At 63.3% G+C, this 19,393-nt stretch carries 14 protein-coding genes; 5 read left to right on the top strand and 9 right to left on the bottom strand.

All coding sequences use genetic code 11. The annotated features are described in order from the left end of the window. Nucleotides 1-208: 208 nt before the first annotated feature. The 3 genes from ACLD1Y_RS27220 to galB are packed head-to-tail and all read right to left on the bottom strand — an operon-like array spanning nucleotide 209 to nucleotide 2,726. Nucleotides 209-1,288 (bottom strand): 4-oxalomesaconate tautomerase, encoded by a 1,080-nt coding sequence (locus ACLD1Y_RS27220; protein WP_429480792.1) that lies wholly within the window; start codon nucleotides 1,286-1,288, stop codon nucleotides 209-211. After that, the gene (locus tag ACLD1Y_RS27225) at nucleotides 1,285-1,995 is read right to left on the bottom strand and encodes a 4-carboxy-4-hydroxy-2-oxoadipate aldolase/oxaloacetate decarboxylase (protein ID WP_429480793.1); all 711 of its coding nucleotides are present in this window, start codon (nucleotides 1,993-1,995) and stop codon (nucleotides 1,285-1,287) included. The genes ACLD1Y_RS27220 and ACLD1Y_RS27225 overlap by 4 nt, the downstream gene beginning before the upstream one ends. Continuing rightward, entirely contained in the window at nucleotides 1,992-2,726 is a 735-nt protein-coding gene (galB, locus tag ACLD1Y_RS27230) for a 4-oxalmesaconate hydratase (protein WP_429480794.1), read from the bottom strand. The genes ACLD1Y_RS27225 and galB overlap by 4 nt, the downstream gene beginning before the upstream one ends. Nucleotides 2,727-2,880: 154 nt before the next feature. Between galB and ACLD1Y_RS27235 the strand changes: the two genes are divergently transcribed. Continuing rightward, nucleotides 2,881-4,089, top strand: a complete 1,209-nt coding sequence (locus ACLD1Y_RS27235) for a LysR family transcriptional regulator (protein ID WP_429480795.1) — start codon at nucleotides 2,881-2,883, stop codon at nucleotides 4,087-4,089. On the opposite strand, the gene ACLD1Y_RS27240 is transcribed toward ACLD1Y_RS27235, so the two are convergent. The 4 genes from ACLD1Y_RS27240 to ACLD1Y_RS27255 form a co-directional block, all read right to left on the bottom strand. Beyond that, complete coding sequence (locus ACLD1Y_RS27240) at nucleotides 4,086-5,333, bottom strand: OprD family porin (RefSeq protein WP_429480796.1); 1,248 nt, start codon at nucleotides 5,331-5,333, stop codon at nucleotides 4,086-4,088. The two genes, ACLD1Y_RS27235 and ACLD1Y_RS27240, sit on opposite strands and share 4 nt — an antisense overlap. Before the next feature lie 90 nt (nucleotides 5,334-5,423). Next, entirely contained in the window at nucleotides 5,424-6,686 is a 1,263-nt protein-coding gene (locus tag ACLD1Y_RS27245; RefSeq protein ID WP_429480797.1) for a gallate dioxygenase, read from the bottom strand. Between the two features lie 22 nt (nucleotides 6,687-6,708). After that, nucleotides 6,709-8,046 (bottom strand): MFS transporter, encoded by a 1,338-nt coding sequence (locus tag ACLD1Y_RS27250; protein ID WP_429480798.1) that lies wholly within the window; start codon nucleotides 8,044-8,046, stop codon nucleotides 6,709-6,711. A 224-nt stretch (nucleotides 8,047-8,270) separates the two neighbouring features. Further along, nucleotides 8,271-9,761 carry an aldehyde dehydrogenase family protein gene (locus ACLD1Y_RS27255; RefSeq protein WP_429480799.1) on the bottom strand — a complete coding sequence of 497 codons (1,491 nt, stop codon included), beginning with the start codon at nucleotides 9,759-9,761 and terminating at the stop codon, nucleotides 8,271-8,273. Between the two features lie 243 nt (nucleotides 9,762-10,004). On the opposite strand from ACLD1Y_RS27255, the gene ACLD1Y_RS27260 reads away from it, so the two are divergent. Both ACLD1Y_RS27260 and ACLD1Y_RS27265 read left to right on the top strand, forming a co-directional pair. Continuing rightward, a complete protein-coding gene (locus tag ACLD1Y_RS27260) occupies nucleotides 10,005-11,327 on the top strand; it encodes a hypothetical protein (RefSeq protein ID WP_429480800.1) in 1,323 nt (440 codons plus the stop codon). Between the two features lie 273 nt (nucleotides 11,328-11,600). Next, on the top strand, nucleotides 11,601-13,469 hold the full coding sequence (locus ACLD1Y_RS27265; RefSeq protein ID WP_429480876.1) for a methyl-accepting chemotaxis protein: 1,869 nt from the start codon (nucleotides 11,601-11,603) through the stop codon (nucleotides 13,467-13,469). Between the two features lie 114 nt (nucleotides 13,470-13,583). Here ACLD1Y_RS27265 and ACLD1Y_RS27270 read toward each other — a convergent pair whose 3' ends face one another. Beyond that, on the bottom strand, nucleotides 13,584-14,516 hold the full coding sequence (locus tag ACLD1Y_RS27270; protein WP_429480801.1) for a LysR substrate-binding domain-containing protein: 933 nt from the start codon (nucleotides 14,514-14,516) through the stop codon (nucleotides 13,584-13,586). Nucleotides 14,517-14,720: 204 nt separating this feature from the next. On the opposite strand from ACLD1Y_RS27270, the gene ACLD1Y_RS27275 reads away from it, so the two are divergent. Both ACLD1Y_RS27275 and ACLD1Y_RS27280 read left to right on the top strand, forming a co-directional pair. After that, nucleotides 14,721-15,119, top strand: a complete 399-nt coding sequence (locus ACLD1Y_RS27275) for a helix-turn-helix domain-containing protein (protein WP_429480802.1) — start codon at nucleotides 14,721-14,723, stop codon at nucleotides 15,117-15,119. A gap of 57 nt (nucleotides 15,120-15,176) precedes the next feature. Then, nucleotides 15,177-17,939, top strand: coding sequence for an ATP-binding protein (locus ACLD1Y_RS27280; RefSeq protein WP_429480803.1), 2,763 nt, complete (start codon nucleotides 15,177-15,179; stop codon nucleotides 17,937-17,939). Here ACLD1Y_RS27280 and ACLD1Y_RS27285 read toward each other — a convergent pair. Beyond that, nucleotides 17,886-19,355: a winged helix-turn-helix domain-containing protein gene (locus ACLD1Y_RS27285; protein WP_429480804.1), complete on the bottom strand. Its 1,470-nt coding sequence runs from the start codon at nucleotides 19,353-19,355 to the stop codon at nucleotides 17,886-17,888. The genes ACLD1Y_RS27280 and ACLD1Y_RS27285 overlap by 54 nt on opposite strands. Between the last annotated feature and the right edge of the window lie 38 nt (nucleotides 19,356-19,393).

Raw genomic sequence — 19,393 nt, forward strand, 5'->3', positions numbered from 1 at the left:
GCAATGGGCCATCCATGGCCCAGTGCGGCTAACCCGGCGTCCTGCCGGGTTGCCCACGGATTCAAGCCTGCGTTCGGCCAGCGTGGTTAACGGGGCGCCTTAGATCAAAAGCCAAATCAAAAGCCAGAGCCAGAGCCAGAGCCAGAGCCAGAGCCAGAGCCAGAGCCAGAGCCAGAGCCAGAGCCAGAGCCAGAGCCAGAGCCAGAGCCTAGCGGGCTTTGTCAGCGTCAGAAATGACGCATACCACCCCATCCATCAACAACCGCGCCGTGCGCATCAGCCCGCAGCTCACCAGTCGCCCCCCGCTCAGGCGCAGTTCCACCGTGAACTCGCCCGTGGGGTGTTCAACCGCCAGTTGCCGCACATCGCCCTCCCCCACGTTGGCCACACCCGCTGCCACACTGCCGTCGATCAGGCACGCCGCCGCCACACTGACTGCGCCAAACACGCCGATGCTGGTGTGGCAACGATGGGGGATGAAGCTGCGGGTACTCAGCGCCCCGCCGTTGTGGGCGGGGGCCACCAGGCACATTTTCGGTACGTTGCGCAGGCTTACATCCCCCAGGTTCATCAGCCGACCAGCTTGCAGGCGGATGGACTCCAGGCGCGCCTTGAGCCGGGTGTCTGCGTCCAGTTGCGCGGGGCTTTCATCGCCACGGCAACCCAGGTCGAGGGCGCGCAGCAGCACCACCGGCATGCCGTTGTCGACGCAGGTGACGTCGATACCGTCAATCACATCCAGCGCGTTGCCGGTCGGCAGCAGCGCGCCACAGCTGGAACCGGCGATGTCTTCGAACTCGACGATCAGTGGCGCGGCGCACCCCGGCACGCCGTCGATGCGCGCGTCTCCGGCATAACGCACCGCCCCCTCGGCGGTGGGTACATGGGCCACTGCGATCTGCCCGGTGTTTTCCATGTAGATGCGCACGGGCGTGACGTCCCCCGTCACCGCCACCAAGCCGCGCTCGATGGCGAATGGGCCGACACCGGCCAAGATGTTCCCGCAGTTCTGGCCATAGTCGACACGCGGTTCGTCCACCAGCACCTGTGCAAATAGGTAGTCCACGTCTGCTTCGGCGCGGGTGGACGGCTGGATGATCGCCACTTTGCTGGTCAACGAGTCGCCGCCGCCGATGCCGTCGATCTGCCGCGCATCTGGCGAGCCCATGGCTGCCAGCAGCACACGGTCGCGTAGCGTAGGGTCTTCGGGTAAGTCACGGGCGAGGAAGTACGCGCCCTTGGACGTGCCACCGCGCATCAGCAGGCAGGGAATGCGGGTCTGGCTCATAGGTCGTCAAGGCTGTTGATATAGCGCAAGCCCTTCTGCGCCAGGCGCCCGCGCATGTTGTAGATGTCCAAGCCAAGTTCGCCATTGGCCAGGCGCACGGCCTTCTGTTCTTCCAGATCAGCGCGTGCACGGCTGGCCTCGACCACCTGCGGCACCTCGGCACGGCGCACGATGACCACGCCATCGTCATCGGCCACCACCACGTCGCCGGGGTAGACCAATTGGCCGCCGCACACCAGCGGCACGTTCACCGAGCCAAGGGTCTCCTTGATCGTGCCTTGGGCGCTGACCGCCTGGGACCACACCGGGAAGCCCATGCCACGCAACGTGAGGGTGTCGCGCACACCGGCGTCGATCACCAGCGCCCGCACGCCACGGGCCTTGAGCGAGGTGGCGAGCAGGTCGCCGAAATAACCGTCGGTGCACGGCGAACTCGGCGCCACCACCAGGATGTCGCCAGGGCGGCATTGCTCCACCGCCACATGGAACATCCAGTTATCCCCGGGCGCCACCAGCACGGTGATGGCCGAACCGCTGATCGCGGTGCCCTGCTGGATCGGTCGGATGGCCGGGCTCATCAGCCCCTTGCGGCCCTGAGCCTCATGGATAGTGGCAACGCCGTAACGCTGCAACTCATCCACCAGCGCCACGTCGGCACGCGCCACGTTGCGCACCACAATGCCGGTCTTGCCGATATGTTCACTCATGCCAGGTTCTCCGTGACGCGCGGGAAGAGGCTCTGGTAACCCTCGCCGTAAACGATGTTGCGGCTGGAGGCGATACCGACGTTGCGCTTGGCCTGCACGCCGCGTTGCAGGGCGACGCGGGTGTAGTACTCCCACAGGTGTTCCTGGCCGGCCATGCACTGAATGGCGGCGTACTTTTTGTCCCACACCTCGGTGATGTCCAGCAGCACGTCGGGGCGCCATTCGCACTGCTCGGGCTGGTGCGGTTCAAAGCTGTACACGGGCGGTGCGCCGATGATTTTCTCCCCCGGCTTGTAGCCTTCGGCCTGGGCAATGATGCGTGCTTCTTGCGCCAGGTGCATGGCCAGCGGGTGGTCGTAGTTGTAGGGGTCTTTGAGGGAATGGCTGAGCACGAACTCTGGCTGGATGCGACGGAACACATCGGCCAGGCGGAACAGGGTGTCCTTGTCGGCGCGCATCGGGTAGTCACCGATGTCGAAGAACTCCACGCTGGCGCCAAGGATATCGGCGGCGGCCTGGGCTTCTTCACGGCGGGCGGCCTTGACGATGGCTTCATTCATCTCGCCCTTGCGCCACAGCTTGGCCGACTCGCCGCGCTCGCCGAACGACAGGCAGACGATGTGCACGTTGTAGCCTTGCTGCGCATGCAGCGCGATGGCACCGCCCGCACGCCAGACAAAATCGGCGGAATGGGCGCTGACGACCAGCGCGGTTTTAGGTGATTGGGTCATTGCGGATGCTCCTCCTGCGGTTGCAATGAGCATCGCATCGGCCTCGCCAACCGAGTAATGCGTTCGAGTGTTCGAGGTATGCGTTTTTTTTATTGCCACGCTAAAGGGGCACGGGCATAGTCCGGCTCGAACGCCGACCTGCGGAGCATGCCCCATGGATTCCAACGAACTGCCCAGCCTGATGCACGTACGCGCCTTTGTGCGGGTGGCCGACCACGGCAGTGTGTCCAAGGCGTCGGTGGCGTTGTTTCGCGCACAATCGGTGGTGACCCGCTCGATCTGCGAACTGGAAGAGCGCCTGGGTGTGGCGTTGTTCGAACGCCATGCCAATGGCATGCGCCCGACTGATTTTGGCGTGCGCCTGCTGCCACGGGCCCGACGGGTGCTAGCGGAGCTGGACACAGTGCCCAAGCTGCTGGACATCGGCGACAAACACGCCGTGGAGCCGTTGTACCTGTTCCAGGCCCGACGCCTGCAAGTGTTCGTCAAACTCTGCGAAACCCGGCACATGCAGACCGTCGCCGGCCTGCTCGGCCTGAGTCAGCCGGCCGTCAGCTCGACCCTGAAGGTACTGGAAAGTGGCTGCGGGCAAACGCTGTTCGAACGCACGCCACGTGGCCTGCAACCGACCCGGGCGAGCCATGAAATCCTGTTCCCGATCCGCCGCGCACTCAATGAGCTGCGCCATCTCGAAACCGATATCACCGCCATCCGCGGCACCTTGCAGGGCGTGGTGCAGGTCGGCGCCCTGCCCCTGGGCCGCACACGCATCCTGCCCGAGGCCATCGTGCGTTTGATGGACGCGCACCCTGGCATCCAGGTGATCACCAACGAGAGCCCTTTCGACCTGCTGGCCACCGAGCTGCGTGCCGGTGATGTGGACTTTATTTTCGGCGCCCTGCGTTCCGCCGCCTATGCCAGTGACCTGGTGGGCGAAGCGCTGTTGACGGAAAAGATGGTGGTGTTGGCGCGACGCGATCACCCGCTGTGCGCCCACACCGCTATTCAGGAAGAACTGGCCCGTGCCCGCTGGGTGCTGCCGCGCGCGGGCTCACCGGCGCGGCAGATGCTCGACGCGTGCTTTACCGGATTCGGCATCGCCGCGCCCCGGCCGGTGGTGGAAAGTGCCGACATGGCAATCATCCGCGGCCTGCTGTTGCGCTCGGACATGCTCGCCGCCGTTTCCGCCCACCAGTTGGAACAGGAAATCGCCTCCGGCGAGCTGTGCATCCTGCCCCTGGAACTCCAGCAAACCAGCCGCGCCATTGGCTTGACCTACCGCAACGGCTGTCTGCATTCACCGGTGGCGCAAGCCCTGATGGGCATGATCCGCCGAGTGACAAGCGAGCCGGCAAGCGATTAAAGCAAGCTTAACGGGTAGCTGACGATCACACGGTTCTCGTCGAACTCGTTGCTGCTGTAGTCGCGACGCAGGCTCGAATTGCGCCAGCGCAGGTTCAAGTCCTTGAACGTGCCGCTTTGCACGGTGTAGCCCAGTTCGGATTCACGCCCCCATTCCTTGCCGTCGGTGACGCTACCGCTGTGCACGTTGTCACCGCTGATGTAACGGTTCATCAGGGTCAGCCCCGGCAGGCCGAGCACCACAAAGTTGTAGTCGTGGCGCAGTTGCCAGGACTTTTCCCGCGCATTGTCATAGCTGTTGTTGTAGCTGTCGTTGGCCAGGGTGCCGCCGCTGGTGCCGTTGACCCGCATCCAGGCATCGTCACCGCTGAGTTTTTGCAGGCCCACGTAGAAGGTGCTGCCGCCGTAACGGGCCGAGAGCAGCGCCGAGAAGGTGCGGTTATCGAGGTCGCCCGCGCGGGCGCTGCCATCCTCACGGCCCCAGAAGTAGCCCAGGTTGGCGCCCAGGGTCCAGTCCCCCAGTGGTTGGCTGTGCACCAGTTGCAGGTATTGCTGCTGGTAGATGTCCTTCAACTGCGCGTTCCACAGGCCAACCAGGGTGCGCTTGTCGTTGAAGCTCAATTCACCGCCGACAAAGTTGAAACGGTCCGAGGTGAAGGCGGTTTTACCCTGCATGAACATGTCGCCCATGCTCGAATCATTGCGCGGGCTGTTCTGACGAAACTGGCCGCCATAGAGGGTCAGGCCGTCGATATCCTTGGACGTCAACTGCCCGCCGCTGAAGGTTTGCGGTAACGAACGGCCATCGTCCGAGCGCAGGATCGGCAATACCGGCATCCACTCGCCCACCTTGAGTTCGGTCTTGCCGATCTTCATCTTGCCAGCCACCGCCAAGCGGCCAAAGTCGTCGGCCGGGCGGCCATCTGCGTCGAGGGGCAACAACTGCGAGCCACCGGTGCCCTTGCCACCGTCGAGCTTGACCGAGTACAGGCCCAACACATCCACGCCAAACCCCACCACGCCTTGGGTGAAGCCCGAACGGGCATCGAGGATAAAGCTCTGGGTCCACTCCTCAGCCTTGCCTTGGGCGTAGCCGTCATTGGTGAAATTGCGGTTGAGGTAAAAGTTACGCAGGTTCAGGTTGACGCTGGCGTCTTCGACAAAGCCTGCGGCCTCGCTGTGCAGGGGTAATCCGCAGGCGACGGCCAAGCTGAGGACGGTACGGGCGTTAGCGGTGATTTTCATTGTTATTGTTATCCGTTTTTTGGCTGAAAAAATCCGCTGCGCCTGGAAATGCCAGGCACAGGGAGGTCGATCAAGGGGACGGTTAAGGGATCAGCGCGGGGTTTTGCCCGCCACCGAGTAGAGCACTTGCTGGTTACGGGTTTTCATGAAGTCTTCAAGGCTTTGGCCGCGCATCGCCGCGTAGACATGCAGGTTGGGCACGCCAAGGACAGCGGCGAGCTTTTCCAGCACGAAGAAGATCGCGCCGTAGTGGATCAAGCCGCGCCAATCGCGGCGGCGCAGCAGGTCGCGCTCTTCTTCCGTGAGCCCGCTTTGTTCGAACAGCGCCTCTGGCGTCTCGAGGAAACGCTGACGCCATTGGGGCTCGATCATGCGGTGCAGGAACTTGTTCAGGCGGTAGCCCTTGGCACTGCGTTCCAAGGTGAACGGGTACGTACCTTCCAGCTTCTCGATGCCCGCCAGTTGGTAACCCATGTGCTGCAAGTGGCGCGCGTTGACCTCGGCAGGCACCGGCTGGTCGAGGTTCTCCAGCAACAAGGTGGCGATGCCGGTCATCGACGGCAGGTAGTAGTCTTGGTGCAGGTTGTTCACCGTGGCCGACAATGCCCCGCGCATGATCAGCCAGGTGATCACCTCGGCGCCTTCCATGCCGCCCAGGGTGGCGAATTCTGCCAGGGTCATTTGCGTCAGGCGCACCGGGTCATTCACCAACAGGTCGATGAACTGCGCATCCCACTGCGGGTTATTGAAGCCGCAACGCTCACCGTGCACCTGGTGAGACACACCGCCCGTGGCGACGATGGCCACCTTCAAATCCTCGGGGTAGCTCTCGATGGCACGGCGCAGCGCCAGCCCCAGCTTGTAGCAACGCAGGGCACTGGGCACCGGGAACTGCAACACGCCGACCTGCAACGGCACGATCTGCACCGGCCATTCGGGATCACAGGGCAACAGCGCCGACATTGGCGAGAAGAAGCCGTGGTCCAGCGGCTTGTCGCGGAAGAAACTCATGTCGAACTCGTCCGCCACCAGGCTTTCGCCGATATGCCGCGACAACCCCGCATGCCCGTTCACACCCGGTAATTCACGTGGGTTGCCGCCTTCATCGGCGACCTCGTAGCGCTCATCCACGCCCAGGGAGAACACGCCGTAGTGATCAAAAAAGAACGACGTCACGTGGTCGTTGAAGATGTAGAACAGCACGTCTGGCTGCTGCTCTTTGAGCCACACCTTGATCGGCTCGAAGCCTTCGAAAATCGGCGCCCAGGCAGCCTCGTTCTGTTTGTCGTGATCAACGGCAAAGCCGATGGTCGGGGTATGGGAGACAGCGAGGCCACCAATGATGCGTGCCATGACGAATTCCTATGTGAATAAATTAGTGCGCCAGCAATGCCCGGTTGACCCGGCGACGTGCATGCCCGTTGGCCAATATCGCCAGCGCGGCGATAAAGGCCGGCACGCTCAGCAGGGCGAACAGCAGCGGCAGGCCAAGCCCTAGGCTGAGGACCGCACCGCCGATCAAGGAGCCGAATATAGCCCCGAAGCGGCCGATGCCCAGCATCCAGCTCACCCCGGTGGCGCGAAAGTCTGTGGGGTAGTAACCCGGCGCAAAGGCGTTGAGGCCGGTCTGTGCGCCGCTCATGCAGAAGCCAGCGGCGACCACGCCAAATGCCAGCAGACTCGACTCCAGGCTGAACGCCCCAAGCAACAGGATGAACGCACCGCCCAAGGCATACGACGTGGCGATCACTGCGTTCGGGTTGCGGCGGTCCATGGCCCAGCCGACCACAATCGCGCCCACCGTGCCGCCAATCTGGAACAGGCCGGTGATGGTTGCCGCACGTTCAATGGACAAGCCACCTTCACGCAACAGCGTCGGCATCCAGCCCATGGTCAGGTAGATCACCAGCAAGCCCATGAAGTAGGTGGCCCACAGTGCCAAGGTGCCAAAGCGGTACTGCTCGGAGAACAGCATACGCAGCGGGGCTTTTTGCTGGGCCTGGGGCTCGGCCAGGACAAAACGGGTGGCCGCGTTGAAACTGCCACCCAACTTGTTCAGCACCTTGGCGATCTGTGCGCTGGAGGCATTACGTGCCGCCAGGAAACGCGCCGACTCCGGCAACAGCGTCCACATGAACGGCAGCAGCAACAGCGGCAAAACTCCACCGGCCAGCAACACCGACTGCCAGCCGTGTTGGGGAATCAGCCAGGCCGCCAGAAACCCACCCAGCCCCGAGCCCATGTTGAAGCCGGTGAACATGAGGGTGATAAACAGCGAGCGATTGCGCTCTGGCAGGTACTCGGACAACAGCGTGGTGGTGTTGGGCAACGCCGCCCCCAGCGCGACTCCGGTGAGCAGGCGCAACCCTGCCAGTTCATAGGGGTTGCGCGCAAAAGCGCAGGCCAGGCTCAGCACGCTGAAACCGGTCACGGCAATCAGCAACACCTTCTTGCGCCCTAGCCGGTCGGCATACGGGCCGGCAGTCAAGGCGCCGATGGCCAGGCCGATCATGCCAGCGCTCATCACCGGGCCGAACGCCGCCTTGGACAGGCCCCACTCCTGAATCAGCGACGGCGCAATAAAGCCCATAACCGCCACATCAAACCCATCAAACAGCACAATGAAAAAACACAGGGCCATGATCAGCCACTGGTAGCGGGCAACCGGCCGGTTGTCGATCCACGCTTTGATATCGACCGTCTCGTTACTCATGCTCTCACCTTCTTATTTTTGTAGAAATTCCGAGCGGTCATGCCTCAACCGGGAACGTTGGGCATGACTCTAAGGCCGCAAGGGCTTGTACCGCCTCTGGGAAATCTTAAAGGGGGTATCGGTTTTTCTTATGATGAGGTGAAAGATTTGGAAGGGAGGGCTGTGCGGGCGTTGCTTTGCTTGCGTAGTGAGCGGGCTTGCCCCGCTCACTACAGGTGATGGCGTCAGTGGGCAATACACACCGACTTCAACTCGGTATACGCCTCGATCACCGCCCGCCCAAACTCGCGCCCCATCCCAGACTGCTTGACCCCGCCAAATGGCATCGCCGGGTCCAGCAGCACGTGGGCGTTGATCCACACCGTGCCGGCCTCAATGCGCGGCACCAGGTTCAGGGCCTTGGTCAGGTCGTTGGTCCATAGGCTGGCGGCCAGGCCGTAGGGGTTATCGTTGGCTTGGGCGATCACCGCGTCTTCATCATCGAAGGGCAGTACCGCCAGCACCGGGCCGAACACTTCTTCGCGGGCCACGGCCATGCTGTGGTCCACATCGGCCAGGATCGTCGGTTGCACGTAGAAGCCCTCGCCGTCCAGCAACTCGCCGCCGCAGACCACCCGCGCACCTTCCTGGCGGGCCTGTTCGATGTGCTTGAGCACGCCCTGTTGCTGCTTGCGCGACACCAGCGGGTTGATCACCGCGTCTGCGTCCATGCCGGCGCCAATCGGCATGGCCGACACCGCCGCGGCAAGGCCTCTGACGAAAGCGTCATGGATCGAACGGTGCACGTAAAAACGCGACGCCGCCGCACACACCTGGCCGTTGTTCAGCAGGCCACCGAGGATTGCACCCTGGATGGCTTTGTCGATATCAGCATCGGCAAGCACGATCATCGGGTTCTTGCCACCCAACTCCAGGGCGAAACGGGTCATGTTCTGCATGCACGCCACGCCGACGCTTTTACCCACGGCGGTGGAACCGGTGAACGACACTTTGCTCACCAGCGGGTGGGTGGTCAGCGTGCCGCCCACCGAGGCGCCACCACCGGTGACCACGTTGAATACGCCAGCCGGAATGCCTGCTTCAATCGCCAGCTCGGCCAAGCGCATAGCGGTCAGCGGGGTTTCCATCGCCGGCTTGATGATCACCGTACAGCCGGTGGCCAGGGCGGGCATCAGCTTCCAGGCGGCGATCATCAGCGGGAAGTTCCACGGCACGATGCCCACTACCACACCCACTGGCTCGCGTTTGGTAAAGGCTGTGAACTTAGCGCCGGGCGGCACTGGGATCGACACGTCGAAGGTCTGCCCTTCGATCTTGGTGGCCCAGCCCGACATGTAGCGCATGAATTCCACGGTGGCGTTCAGGTCCAGAGCCCGCGCCATGTTGATCGACTTGCCCTGGCTCAGGGTTTCCAACTGGGCCAGTTCTTCGGCGTGTTCTTCCACCAGGCGCGTGAAGTTCAGCAGGATGCGTTCACGGTCGGCCGGGCGCAGGGCCGACCACACGCCCGCCTTGAACGCGGCATGGGACGACTGTACCGCCCGTTCCACCAATTCCAGCGGCGCGTCCAGGGTTTGGCACAGGGTCTGTCCGGTGGCCGGGTTGAGCACGGGGATGTGTTGGCCGTCGGCGAATACCCATTGGCCGTCGATGAAGCAGCCGTGGCGGCGGTCAAGGAATGCAGCAACCTGGGGCAGGATTTCAACGTTGCTCATGGTTCACCTTTTGTTCGAATGGTTGGGCAGGGATAGCTTCTATAGGGCTTGACGCGATTGTCGGCGCACACCCCACCGGCGGGTTTTCCCTGCGTGCCAAATGCTTTGGCCCGGCTGCCAAACCGACCTCCCTGGCAAGCACAGTCAAGGCTTTGGCAACCACACACAAGGCAGCAAAAGTTCCACGCCTTAGTATCGAAAAAGAGCGCAAACCTGCGTTCGCGAACAAGAACGGATGCCCCCATGCTCAAGTCCCCCAAGCTTTGTGTGTCGACCCTTGCCCTGTTGGTCAGTGCTGGCCACGCCCAGGCGTACGAACTCTATAGCGATGCCGACAGCCATCTGAACGCCACGCTGGAAGCGGTGTTCGGCGCGTTCCATAGCCAGGAACGCTACGTCCCTTCCGGGCGCCTGAACCCAGGTTCATCCGCGTGGCGCGAGGGCTACATCAAATATGGCCTGAGCTTCGACAAGGGCCTAGAGGGCGCGGGCACTGCCTATGGCGCGGCCAACCTGCTCAGCTCGGGCACCTGGGGCGACGGCGATGCCGCCGGCTTCAGCGATGGTTCGGAACGCACCACGAAATTCGAAGATGCCTACCTTGGCTGGCGCTCCAGCACGTTGTTCGAAGCACTGGGCGACGATGGCGTGGACCTGTCCTTCGGCCGCCAGAACATCGTGGTCGGCGACGGTTTCCTGATCAACGGCGACGCCCTCAACATGGGCAAAGGCATTGGCGAAGGCGACTACAATCGCGGCGGCGCCTACTACCTGGCGGCGCGCAAGGCCTTCGACGAGACCGCCGTATTGCGCCTGGGCGGCAAGCAGGGTTGGCGCAGCGACCTGATGTGGCTTAAGTCCGACAACCGCGCCCAGGCCAAGACCGAGATGGTCATCGCCACCCTGGAGCACGTCGCCGCCGAAGGCACGGTGGGCCTCACCTACATCGACACCACCGATGTGGACAAGCAATACGCCTCGCCCACCCAGCTGGAACGGGACGGCATGAAGACCTACAGCCTGCGCGCCCAAGGCAATGCCGGGGTGACCAACCTGTTCCTGTCCGGCGAATACGCCAAGCAGGACAAACCCCACACCGCCAGCGAAAACGCCTGGTACCTGGAAGCGGGCTGGACCTTCGCCGACCTCGCCTGGGCGCCGAGTGCCAACTACCGCTACAGCCGCTTCTCCAAAGGCTTCGACCCGCTGTTCTACGGCCTCAACCGTGGCTATGGCACCTGGTTCCAGGGCGAAGTGGCGGGCAACTATGCCGGCCCCTTCAACACCAATTCGCGTATCCAGTCGGTCACCCTCAAAGCCTCGCCGTTGGAAAGCGTCAGCATCGGCGCGGTGTTGTTTGACTTCGACACCCTTGATCGCGGGCTGGGCAATACCGATGGTCGTGAGATCGACCTGTTCGCCGAGTGGCGGGTCAATGCACACCTCACGGTGATGCCGCTGGTTGGCCTCTACCAACCGGACAAAAGCGCCGAACACGGCGGCACCCAACTGGGCAATAACGACAAGAACGTCTACAGCCAACTGGTCTTCGCCAGCACTTTCTAACCCCGGCCGGTGCGGTGGCGCAGGCCATTGCACCGCTGCAACAAGGCTATTTCAATGCCGATAAAACCCCTGACGATCCAGAGCAAGATCACCCTGCTCGCCGGCCTCTGCCTGCTGTTGGTGGTGGGGTTGCTGATGGGCTTGTCGCTCTACCAGACCCATCAAAGCCGCCAGCAGGTCGACCAGGCCAGCACCGCCATGCTCGCCAGTGCAGCCAAGCAACATATGCAGGCCCTGGGCAAGCTGCAGGCGATGCAGGTACAGCGCACCTTCATGCAAACCCACGACTACGGCCAAGGCCTGTCGCGCTATGTGCTCTTGCTGCGCCAACTGCACGCCAAAGGCAGCCTGCCCCGTCAGCAACTGCGCGAGCAATTGGTCACTCAAATTCACCAAGCCCTGATCGACAAGCCCGACCTGCTCGGGCTTTACGTGATCTTCGAGCCCGATGCGCTGGACGGTGCCGACCAGGACTTTGCCAACCAGCCCGCACTGGGCAGCAACGACAGCGGGCGCTTTACCCTCTATTGGGTGCAAAACCAACCCGGCGATCTGCAAGCCGTCATCGGTGACGAAGCCCTGCTCGCCAACACCGCCCCTGGTCCCAGCGGCGCGCCCTACAACGCCTTCTACACCTGCGCCCGTGACAGCCGCAAAGCCTGCGTGTTGGAGCCCTATTTCGATGAGTCCTCCGGCAGCCGCAAATTGGTCACCAGCGTCGCCTTACCCTTGCTGGAAAACGGCAAGGTCATCGCCGTGGTCGGCCTGGACATCAACCTCGCCGACCTGCAACGCAACAGCGAAGCCAGCGCACGGCAACTGTTTGATGGCCAGGGCCAGATCAGCGTTGTCAGCCCGCTCGGGGTGACCGCCGCCAACAGTCAGGACGTCAGCCGCCTGGGCCAGCCCGAGCACACCGGCACTGTCGATCCACAACAGGTCAACGTCGTTGAATCCCTGCCACCGATTGCCGATGCGGCGCCCTGGAACGTCGCGGTCAGTGTGCCCCAGTCAGTGCTGATGACGCCGGTCACCGCGTTGCAACACGAACTGGACGGGCAAAGCGCCCGCAGCAAACTGCTGGAACTGCTGCTGGGTGGCGGCTCGGCCCTGCTCGGCCTGTTGCTGATCGGGTACACCGCGTTGCGTATCACCCGACCGTTGCAGGTACTGACCCAGGTCATGGAAGAGATCTCCCTCGGCGAAGGCGACCTGACCCGCCGCCTGCACGTGCACTCACAGGATGAACTGGGACAGTTGGCGACGGCGTTCAACCGCTTTGTGGAGCGTATTCACCACTCGATCCGCGAGGTGTCCTCAGCGGCCCTCGGCGTGAATGAAGGCGCCAAGCGTGTGCTGCTGGCGTCCAACTCATCACTGCGCAACTCAGACGCGCAATCCCTGCGCACCAACAGCGTGGCTGCTGCCATCAACCAACTGGGCGCCGCCGCCCAAGAGATCGCCAGCAACGCTGCCGTCGCCTCACAACAGGCCTCTGCGGCACGCCAACAAGCCAGTGACGGCCACGAAGTGGTGGAGCGCACCATCGAGTTGATCAATGAATTGTCCGGCAAGATCAGCAACTCGTGCGCCAACATCGAAGTGCTGAACGACAAGACCGTGAACATCGGCCAGATCCTGGAGGTGATCAAGAGCATCTCCCAGCAGACCAACCTGCTGGCCCTCAACGCCGCCATCGAAGCTGCCCGCGCCGGAGAAGCCGGGCGTGGTTTTGCGGTGGTCGCCGACGAAGTGCGCAGCCTGGCCCATCGCACCCAGGAGTCGACCCAAGAGATCCAGCAGATGATCGAAGCGCTGCAAGTGGGAGCGCGGGACTCGGTGATCACCATGACCGAAAGCCAGCAGCACAGTGAAGCCAGTGTGAGCACCGTGAACCTGGCGGGCAAGCGGCTGGGTAGCGTGACGCAGCGCATTGGCGAGATCGACAATATGAACCAGTCGGTGGCGGCGGCGACTGAGGAGCAGACAGCGGTGGTTGAGGCGTTGAATGTGGATATTACCGAGATCAACCTGCTGAACGGCCAGGGGGTGGAGAATCTGCGGGCAACCTTGTTGGCGTGTACGGAGCTGGAGCAGCAGGCAGAGAGGCTGAAACAGTTGGTGGGGAGTTTTCGTATCTAGCCTGGGCTTGCCTTAATGCCAGTCTGTTAAGGAAACGAAAGGCCGCCACACTCTTGTGGTGAGCGGGCTTGCCCCGCTCACCACAGAGGCCGTGTTGTCCTTAACTGTCTTGCATTAGGGCTTGCCTACCTGGGTTGGAATAAGCATCCGCGACATGTGTTCAGCGATCCGCATCCTCAGCCACCGCTCCGCCGGGTCATTGTCATGCACCCCGCTCCACACCATCGACAGCTCCGCCGCATCAATCGCAAACGGAGGGTCCTCAGCCCGCAAGGTGGTGCCTTCGGTCAACGCACAGGCGGCGTAATCCGGCACCGTCGCAATAATCTGTGTGCCGGCCAATAACGCCCGCAAACCACTGAACTGTGGCACCGCCAACACCACCCGGCGCGCTCGGCCAATGCGGGCCAAGTCCAGGTCGATATTGCCGCTCAAGTCTCCTGAGAACGACACCATCGCATGGGGCCTTTCACAGTAGTCATCCAGGGTCAGCGGCGCGGCGCCATCGTCTCCGCGCAGTACCTTGCAGGGAATGTCTCGCAGTTTTTTGCGCTTGGCATTCGCCGGCAGTTCGGTGGTGTAGCTCACCCCCACGCTGATCTCACCACTGGCCAGCAGCGATGACATCAGTAGGTAATTGGCGCGACGCACCACCACCACAATCCCCGGTGCCTCTTCGCGCAGTTGGCTGAGCAGCGGTGGGAACAGGCCGAACTCGGCGTCGTCGGACAGGCCGATGCGAAACACCGCGCAGCTGGTTGAGGGGTCGAAGTCCTTGGCGCGGCTGACCGCGCCCGAGATGATGTCCATGGCCGGTTGCAGCTCCTTGAGTATCGCCACGGCACGTGGCGTGGGCTCCATGCCCCGCCCGTTGCGCAGCAGCAACGGGTCGTCGAACAGATCGCGCAGCCGCCCTAGCGCGGCACTCACCGCCGGTTGGCCCATGAACAGCTTTTCGGCGACCCGGGTCAGGTTCTTCTCGAACATCAGCGCCTCGAAAATCACCAGCAGGTTCATGTCGACGCGGCGCAGGTCATTGCGGTTCATGGCTGTATCCAAACGGTTGGCAAGCTCACAGATAAGCACGCAAAACGCTGCCGTGATTGCACACCTGTGCTGTCTTTTCGGCGACTGCACCTGGCGAAATTAACAACGATTAACTCGTCAGCCAGGCGGTCCGGCAACAAGATGAGCCCCGTCTACACTGCATCCATTCACCGGGAACGCTCCCATCGACTGCGGATTTTCGTCATGGCCCGACTAGAGCACAGTGCTCCTCGTTTATCCGCTACCGGCGGCCTATGCCCTCGGCGCGAGCGTATCGCCAAGCAATTGATCCTGGCCAACCTCGGCGAAAGCCTGGCCATTGCCGAACTGGCCCAAGCCTGCGCGCTGTCGCGCAGCCATTTTTCCCGGGCCTTCAAGTGCACCACCGGGCTGTCGCCTCAGGAGTGGATACGCCAGCAGCGCATCCAGCGGGCCAAGGAACTGATCACCGGTTCCGACTTGAGCCTGACGCAAATCAGCCTGGAGTGCGGGTTTTGCGACCAGGCGCATTTCTGCCACATGTTCACCCGTAGCGAGGGCGTCAACCCGATGACGTGGCGAAATCACCAACTGCGCCACAAACCTCACGTGATCGCGGCCTAGTGGTACGTACACACCTGGAATATGCTTGCCCGACCCTTTCCCAGAGCATGGGCAACCATGAGTGACCAAAGCGATCAGGCCGTACACTTCGGCCCCTACCGCGTGCATCCACACCAGCGACTGGTGTTGGAGGCCGGCCGCCCGTTGCGCCTGGGACGGCGAGCGGTGGAGATCCTGCTGATCCTGCTGGAGCAGGCCGGCAATGTGGTGAGCAAACAGGAATTGATCGCCCGCGTCTGGCCCAAAAGTGTGGTGGAAGACGGCAACCTGCGGGTGCACATGGCGGCGTTGCGCAAGGCCCTGGGCGATGGCCAGGCCGGGCAGCGCTATATCGTGACGGTGGCCCAGCGTGGCTACAGTTTTGTTGCGCCACTGAGCATCGAACCGATGAGCCTACCCAACGACGGCGCCCCGCAAAGCCAGGGCCACAACCTGCCGCTACGGCGTACGCGGATGATCGGCCGCCAGGCCCTGATCGACAGCCTGGTGCAGCAGTTGCCCGAGCAACGCTTTATCACCCTGACCGGCGCCGGCGGGATCGGCAAGACCACCGTCGCCTTGCGCGTGGCGGAACTGCTGATCGGCCATTACCGCGACGGCATCCGCCTGCTCGACCTGGCGCCGCTGAGTGCGCCGTCGATGATCCTGCCCAACCTCGCCGCCCTGCTCGACCTCGTCCAAGCCGAGCATGAGCCACTGGCCGCATTCGCCCGCAGCCTGCAAGACAAGCAAGTGTTGCTGGTGATCGACAACTGTGAACACCTGCTGGATGACATCGCGCTGATCAGCGAAACCCTGCTGCGCCATGCGCCCAAGCTGCATATCCTGGCCACCAGCCGCGAAGCCTTGCGCGCCGAGGGCGAATACGTGCAACGCCTTGATCCCCTGGCCTGCCCACCCGCTACCGGCAACCGTGCCCAGGCCCTCGGTTACCCGGCCCTGCAACTGTTGATCGAACGGGCCATGTCCCATCAAGACAGTTTTGAACTGAGCGAAGCCGAACTGCCCCTGGCCATCGATATCTGCCAGCGCCTCGACGGCATCCCCCTGGCCATCGAGTTGGTTGCAGCACAAATCGAACGCTTCGGCCTGCCAGGACTGCTGGTGCAGATGGAAGACAATTTCCGCTTGCTCACCCGTGGTCGACGCAGCGCCCTGCCCCGTCATCAAACCCTGCGGGCCACATTGGACTGGAGCTTTGAACTGCTGACGGCCTGCGAGCAGATTTGCCTGCGGCGCCTGGCGGTGTTTCGGGGTGGGTTCAGCCTGGCCAGCGCAGCGGCGGTGATCGCCGGAGAACAGATCGCACCCACGGAGGTGTTGGGTTCTATCACTCAACTGATCGCCAAATCCTTGCTCAATGTGGAGGCCGGTGATGACGAGATGGTCTATCGCCTGCTGGATATCACCCGCACCTATGCCCTGGAAAAACTCAGCGTTGCCGACGAACTCGACGCCACCCGCGAGCGCCATGCCGAGCGCTGTCTGGCGTTGATGAACCAGGCACAGGACGACTGGGAATGCACCGCCACCCAGGTGTGGATCGACCGCTATGCGCCCCTGCGCGAAGACATCCGCGCCGCCCTCGACTGGGGCCTGGGCGACGGCGGCGTGCACCTGCTGGGCATACGCCTGACGGTGAGCGCCATGCCCTTGTGGCAGGAGCTGTCGCTGTTGCGCGAACACGGCCTGTACGTGGGCAAGGCCCTGGCGCGGCTGGGGCAATCGGATGCACCGAGCCAACGCTTGAACATGGCCTTGCAGTTGGCATTAGGCAGTTTTTCCTATCACACCCAGGGCGGTACGCCGCAGACCATCGAGGCGTTCACCCGCGCCCGCCGCCTGGCGGAGGCCGGTAAGGACCTGGCCGGGCAATTGCGTGCTGTGTCGGGGCATATGGCGGTCAACCTGTGCTGCGCCAACTACCGGCAAGCCCTGGCGCAAAGCCTGCATTTCGACCAGTTGGGGCCGCAGGCCGAGCCCTTGCTGGCCCTCAGCGCCCAACGCCTGCGGGTGTTGGCGCAACACTTTGCGGGCAACCAGGCGCTGGCGCAGCACAACGCCGAACAGGTGATCCAGCGCATGGCCCAGAGCGGCCATCTCAACCGGTTTACCCATGGCTTTGGCGTGCAGTACGACCAGAGCGTCGCCTCGCTGACCATCCTCGCGCGCATCCTGTGGTTGCGGGGTTTTCCCGAGCGCGCCTGGCGCACGGCGAGCCAGGCGCTGGAACTGGCCTTGCAGATCAACCATGGCACCTCGATCTGCTACACCCTGGCCCTGGCCGGCGTGGTCATCCCCCATTACAACGGCGACGCCACTGCCGCCCGCGACAACCTCGACCTGCTGTTGCAGCAAGCGCAAAAGCATTCGGCGCAGTTGTTCCAAACCTGGGCACGCTGCTACGAAGGCACGCTGCGCATCGCCGATGTCGAGGGGTTGGGACTGGTCGAAGACATCCTGGTGACCTTCAACGCCATCGCCGTGCGAGACGCTGTTTTCGAGCGTGCCCGCAACGGTGCGGCGGGCTGGTGCACGTCGGAGATCCTGCGGGTGCGGGCCGAGGCCATGAGCGATGCCCGTGCCGCCGAAGCCTTGCTGCTTGAAGCCCTCGGCCTGGCACATCAGCAAGGGGCACTGGCCTGGGAGCTGCGGTGCGCAGCGTCATTGGCGCGGCTGTGGCAACAGCAAGGGCGCGTGCAGGCGGCTCGCGACCTGCTGAGTTCGGTGTATGAGCGGTTTACTGAGGGCTTTGCGACCCAGGACCTAGTCCGCGTACGCCGCCTGCTCGACGAGTTGCAAGACAAACGGCCGGCCTGAAAACGGCCCCAGGTAATGCCCATAGCCCTGTTGCAAACGTGCCACCTGCAACGGGTCGCGCAGGTGTGCCAGCGCATAGCTGCGCACGCAATTGAGCAGGCGGTAACGCGCATGGCCTGGGCCCGGTTCAAGGCTCAGCAACGAGGTATTGACCAGGCGGCCCAGCAGGTAGGACAGGTCGGCGTGTTCCAACTCCGTACCGGCCACCAACTCGCTCAAGGCCGGCAAGGTGACCGCCATCTTGAACAGGCTCAATTGCAGGAACAGCCAGCGCTCCGGCAGGCTGAGGCGCTCGTAGGTCCAGTCCAGGGCCGCCGCCAGTGACTGGTGGCGCTCCACTGCGGTGCGCCGGCCTCGGGTCAGCACCTGCAAGCCACGCCGCAATTGCGCTTGCAAGCCGCGTATACCCAGGGCGTCCACTTGGGCTGCAGCCAGTTCCAGGGCCAGCGGAATCCCGTCAAGGCGCCGGCAAATGTCCCGCAGCGGCGCCAGGTCCTGGGGCCGCAAGACAAAACCCTGTTGGCTGGCGCACACCCTTGCCACAAACAATTGCACCGCCGGGTACGCCATTGCCTGTTCCACACTGCCCAGCGCCTGGGGTGCGGGCGTTGCCAGACGGGGCACAAGCTGCACCCACTCACCGTCGATCTGCAACGGCTCGCGGCTGCTGAGCAGCACGCTGACATGTGGGGCTTTTTCACGCAGCACCCTTAGCAGATGCCGACAGGCGCCCAACAACAGGTCGGCGCCGTCGAGCACCAGCAACAATTGCCGGGAGGCCAATTGGCGGGACAACTCCGTGGCACTGGCGCAGGGCTCCAGCTGCAACGCCGTGGCCAGGTGGCGCAGCATGGTCATGGGGGCTTGCACGGTGGCCAGGTCCACCCACCACACGCCATCGCGGTAACGCGGCAACACCCGCTCGGCCAGGGCCAGGGCCAGGCTGCTCTTGCCCACGCCGGCGCAACCGGTGAGGGTCATCAGGCGTTGCCCGGACAGGCGCCGCACCAGCACGCCCAACAGCTCATCGCAGCCCATCAACGGGCTGAGCCGCGCCGCCAGGTTATGCCGGGGCGCCAGGTGCTGGATCGCGCCGTGGACGGGCGCGGCAAAGCAATAGCCACGCTGGGGGTCGTTGAGGATAAAGCGCTGGCCATCAAGGGCCCGGCGCAGGGCGACGATATGCACCCGCAGGTTGTTTTCTTCCACCACGCTGCTTGGCCAGACCCGCTCGATCAACGTGGCCTTGCTGATGAACTGCCCAGGCGCTTCCAGCAGCACGGCCAGGATATCCAGCGCACGTCCACCCAACGGCACCGGCCAGCCGGCCTTGCTCACCAGCCGCTGTTGGCGGTGAAAGGCATAGGCACCGAAGCGCACCGTGCCATCAACGTCAATCGCCTGAGGGTTGTTCATGGTCTGTAATAGCGCTGAAACACCCGGCCTTGGGCGTT

Source organism: Pseudomonas sp. 18175, from assembly GCF_050432925.1.
Taxonomy (GTDB): domain Bacteria; phylum Pseudomonadota; class Gammaproteobacteria; order Pseudomonadales; family Pseudomonadaceae; genus Aquipseudomonas.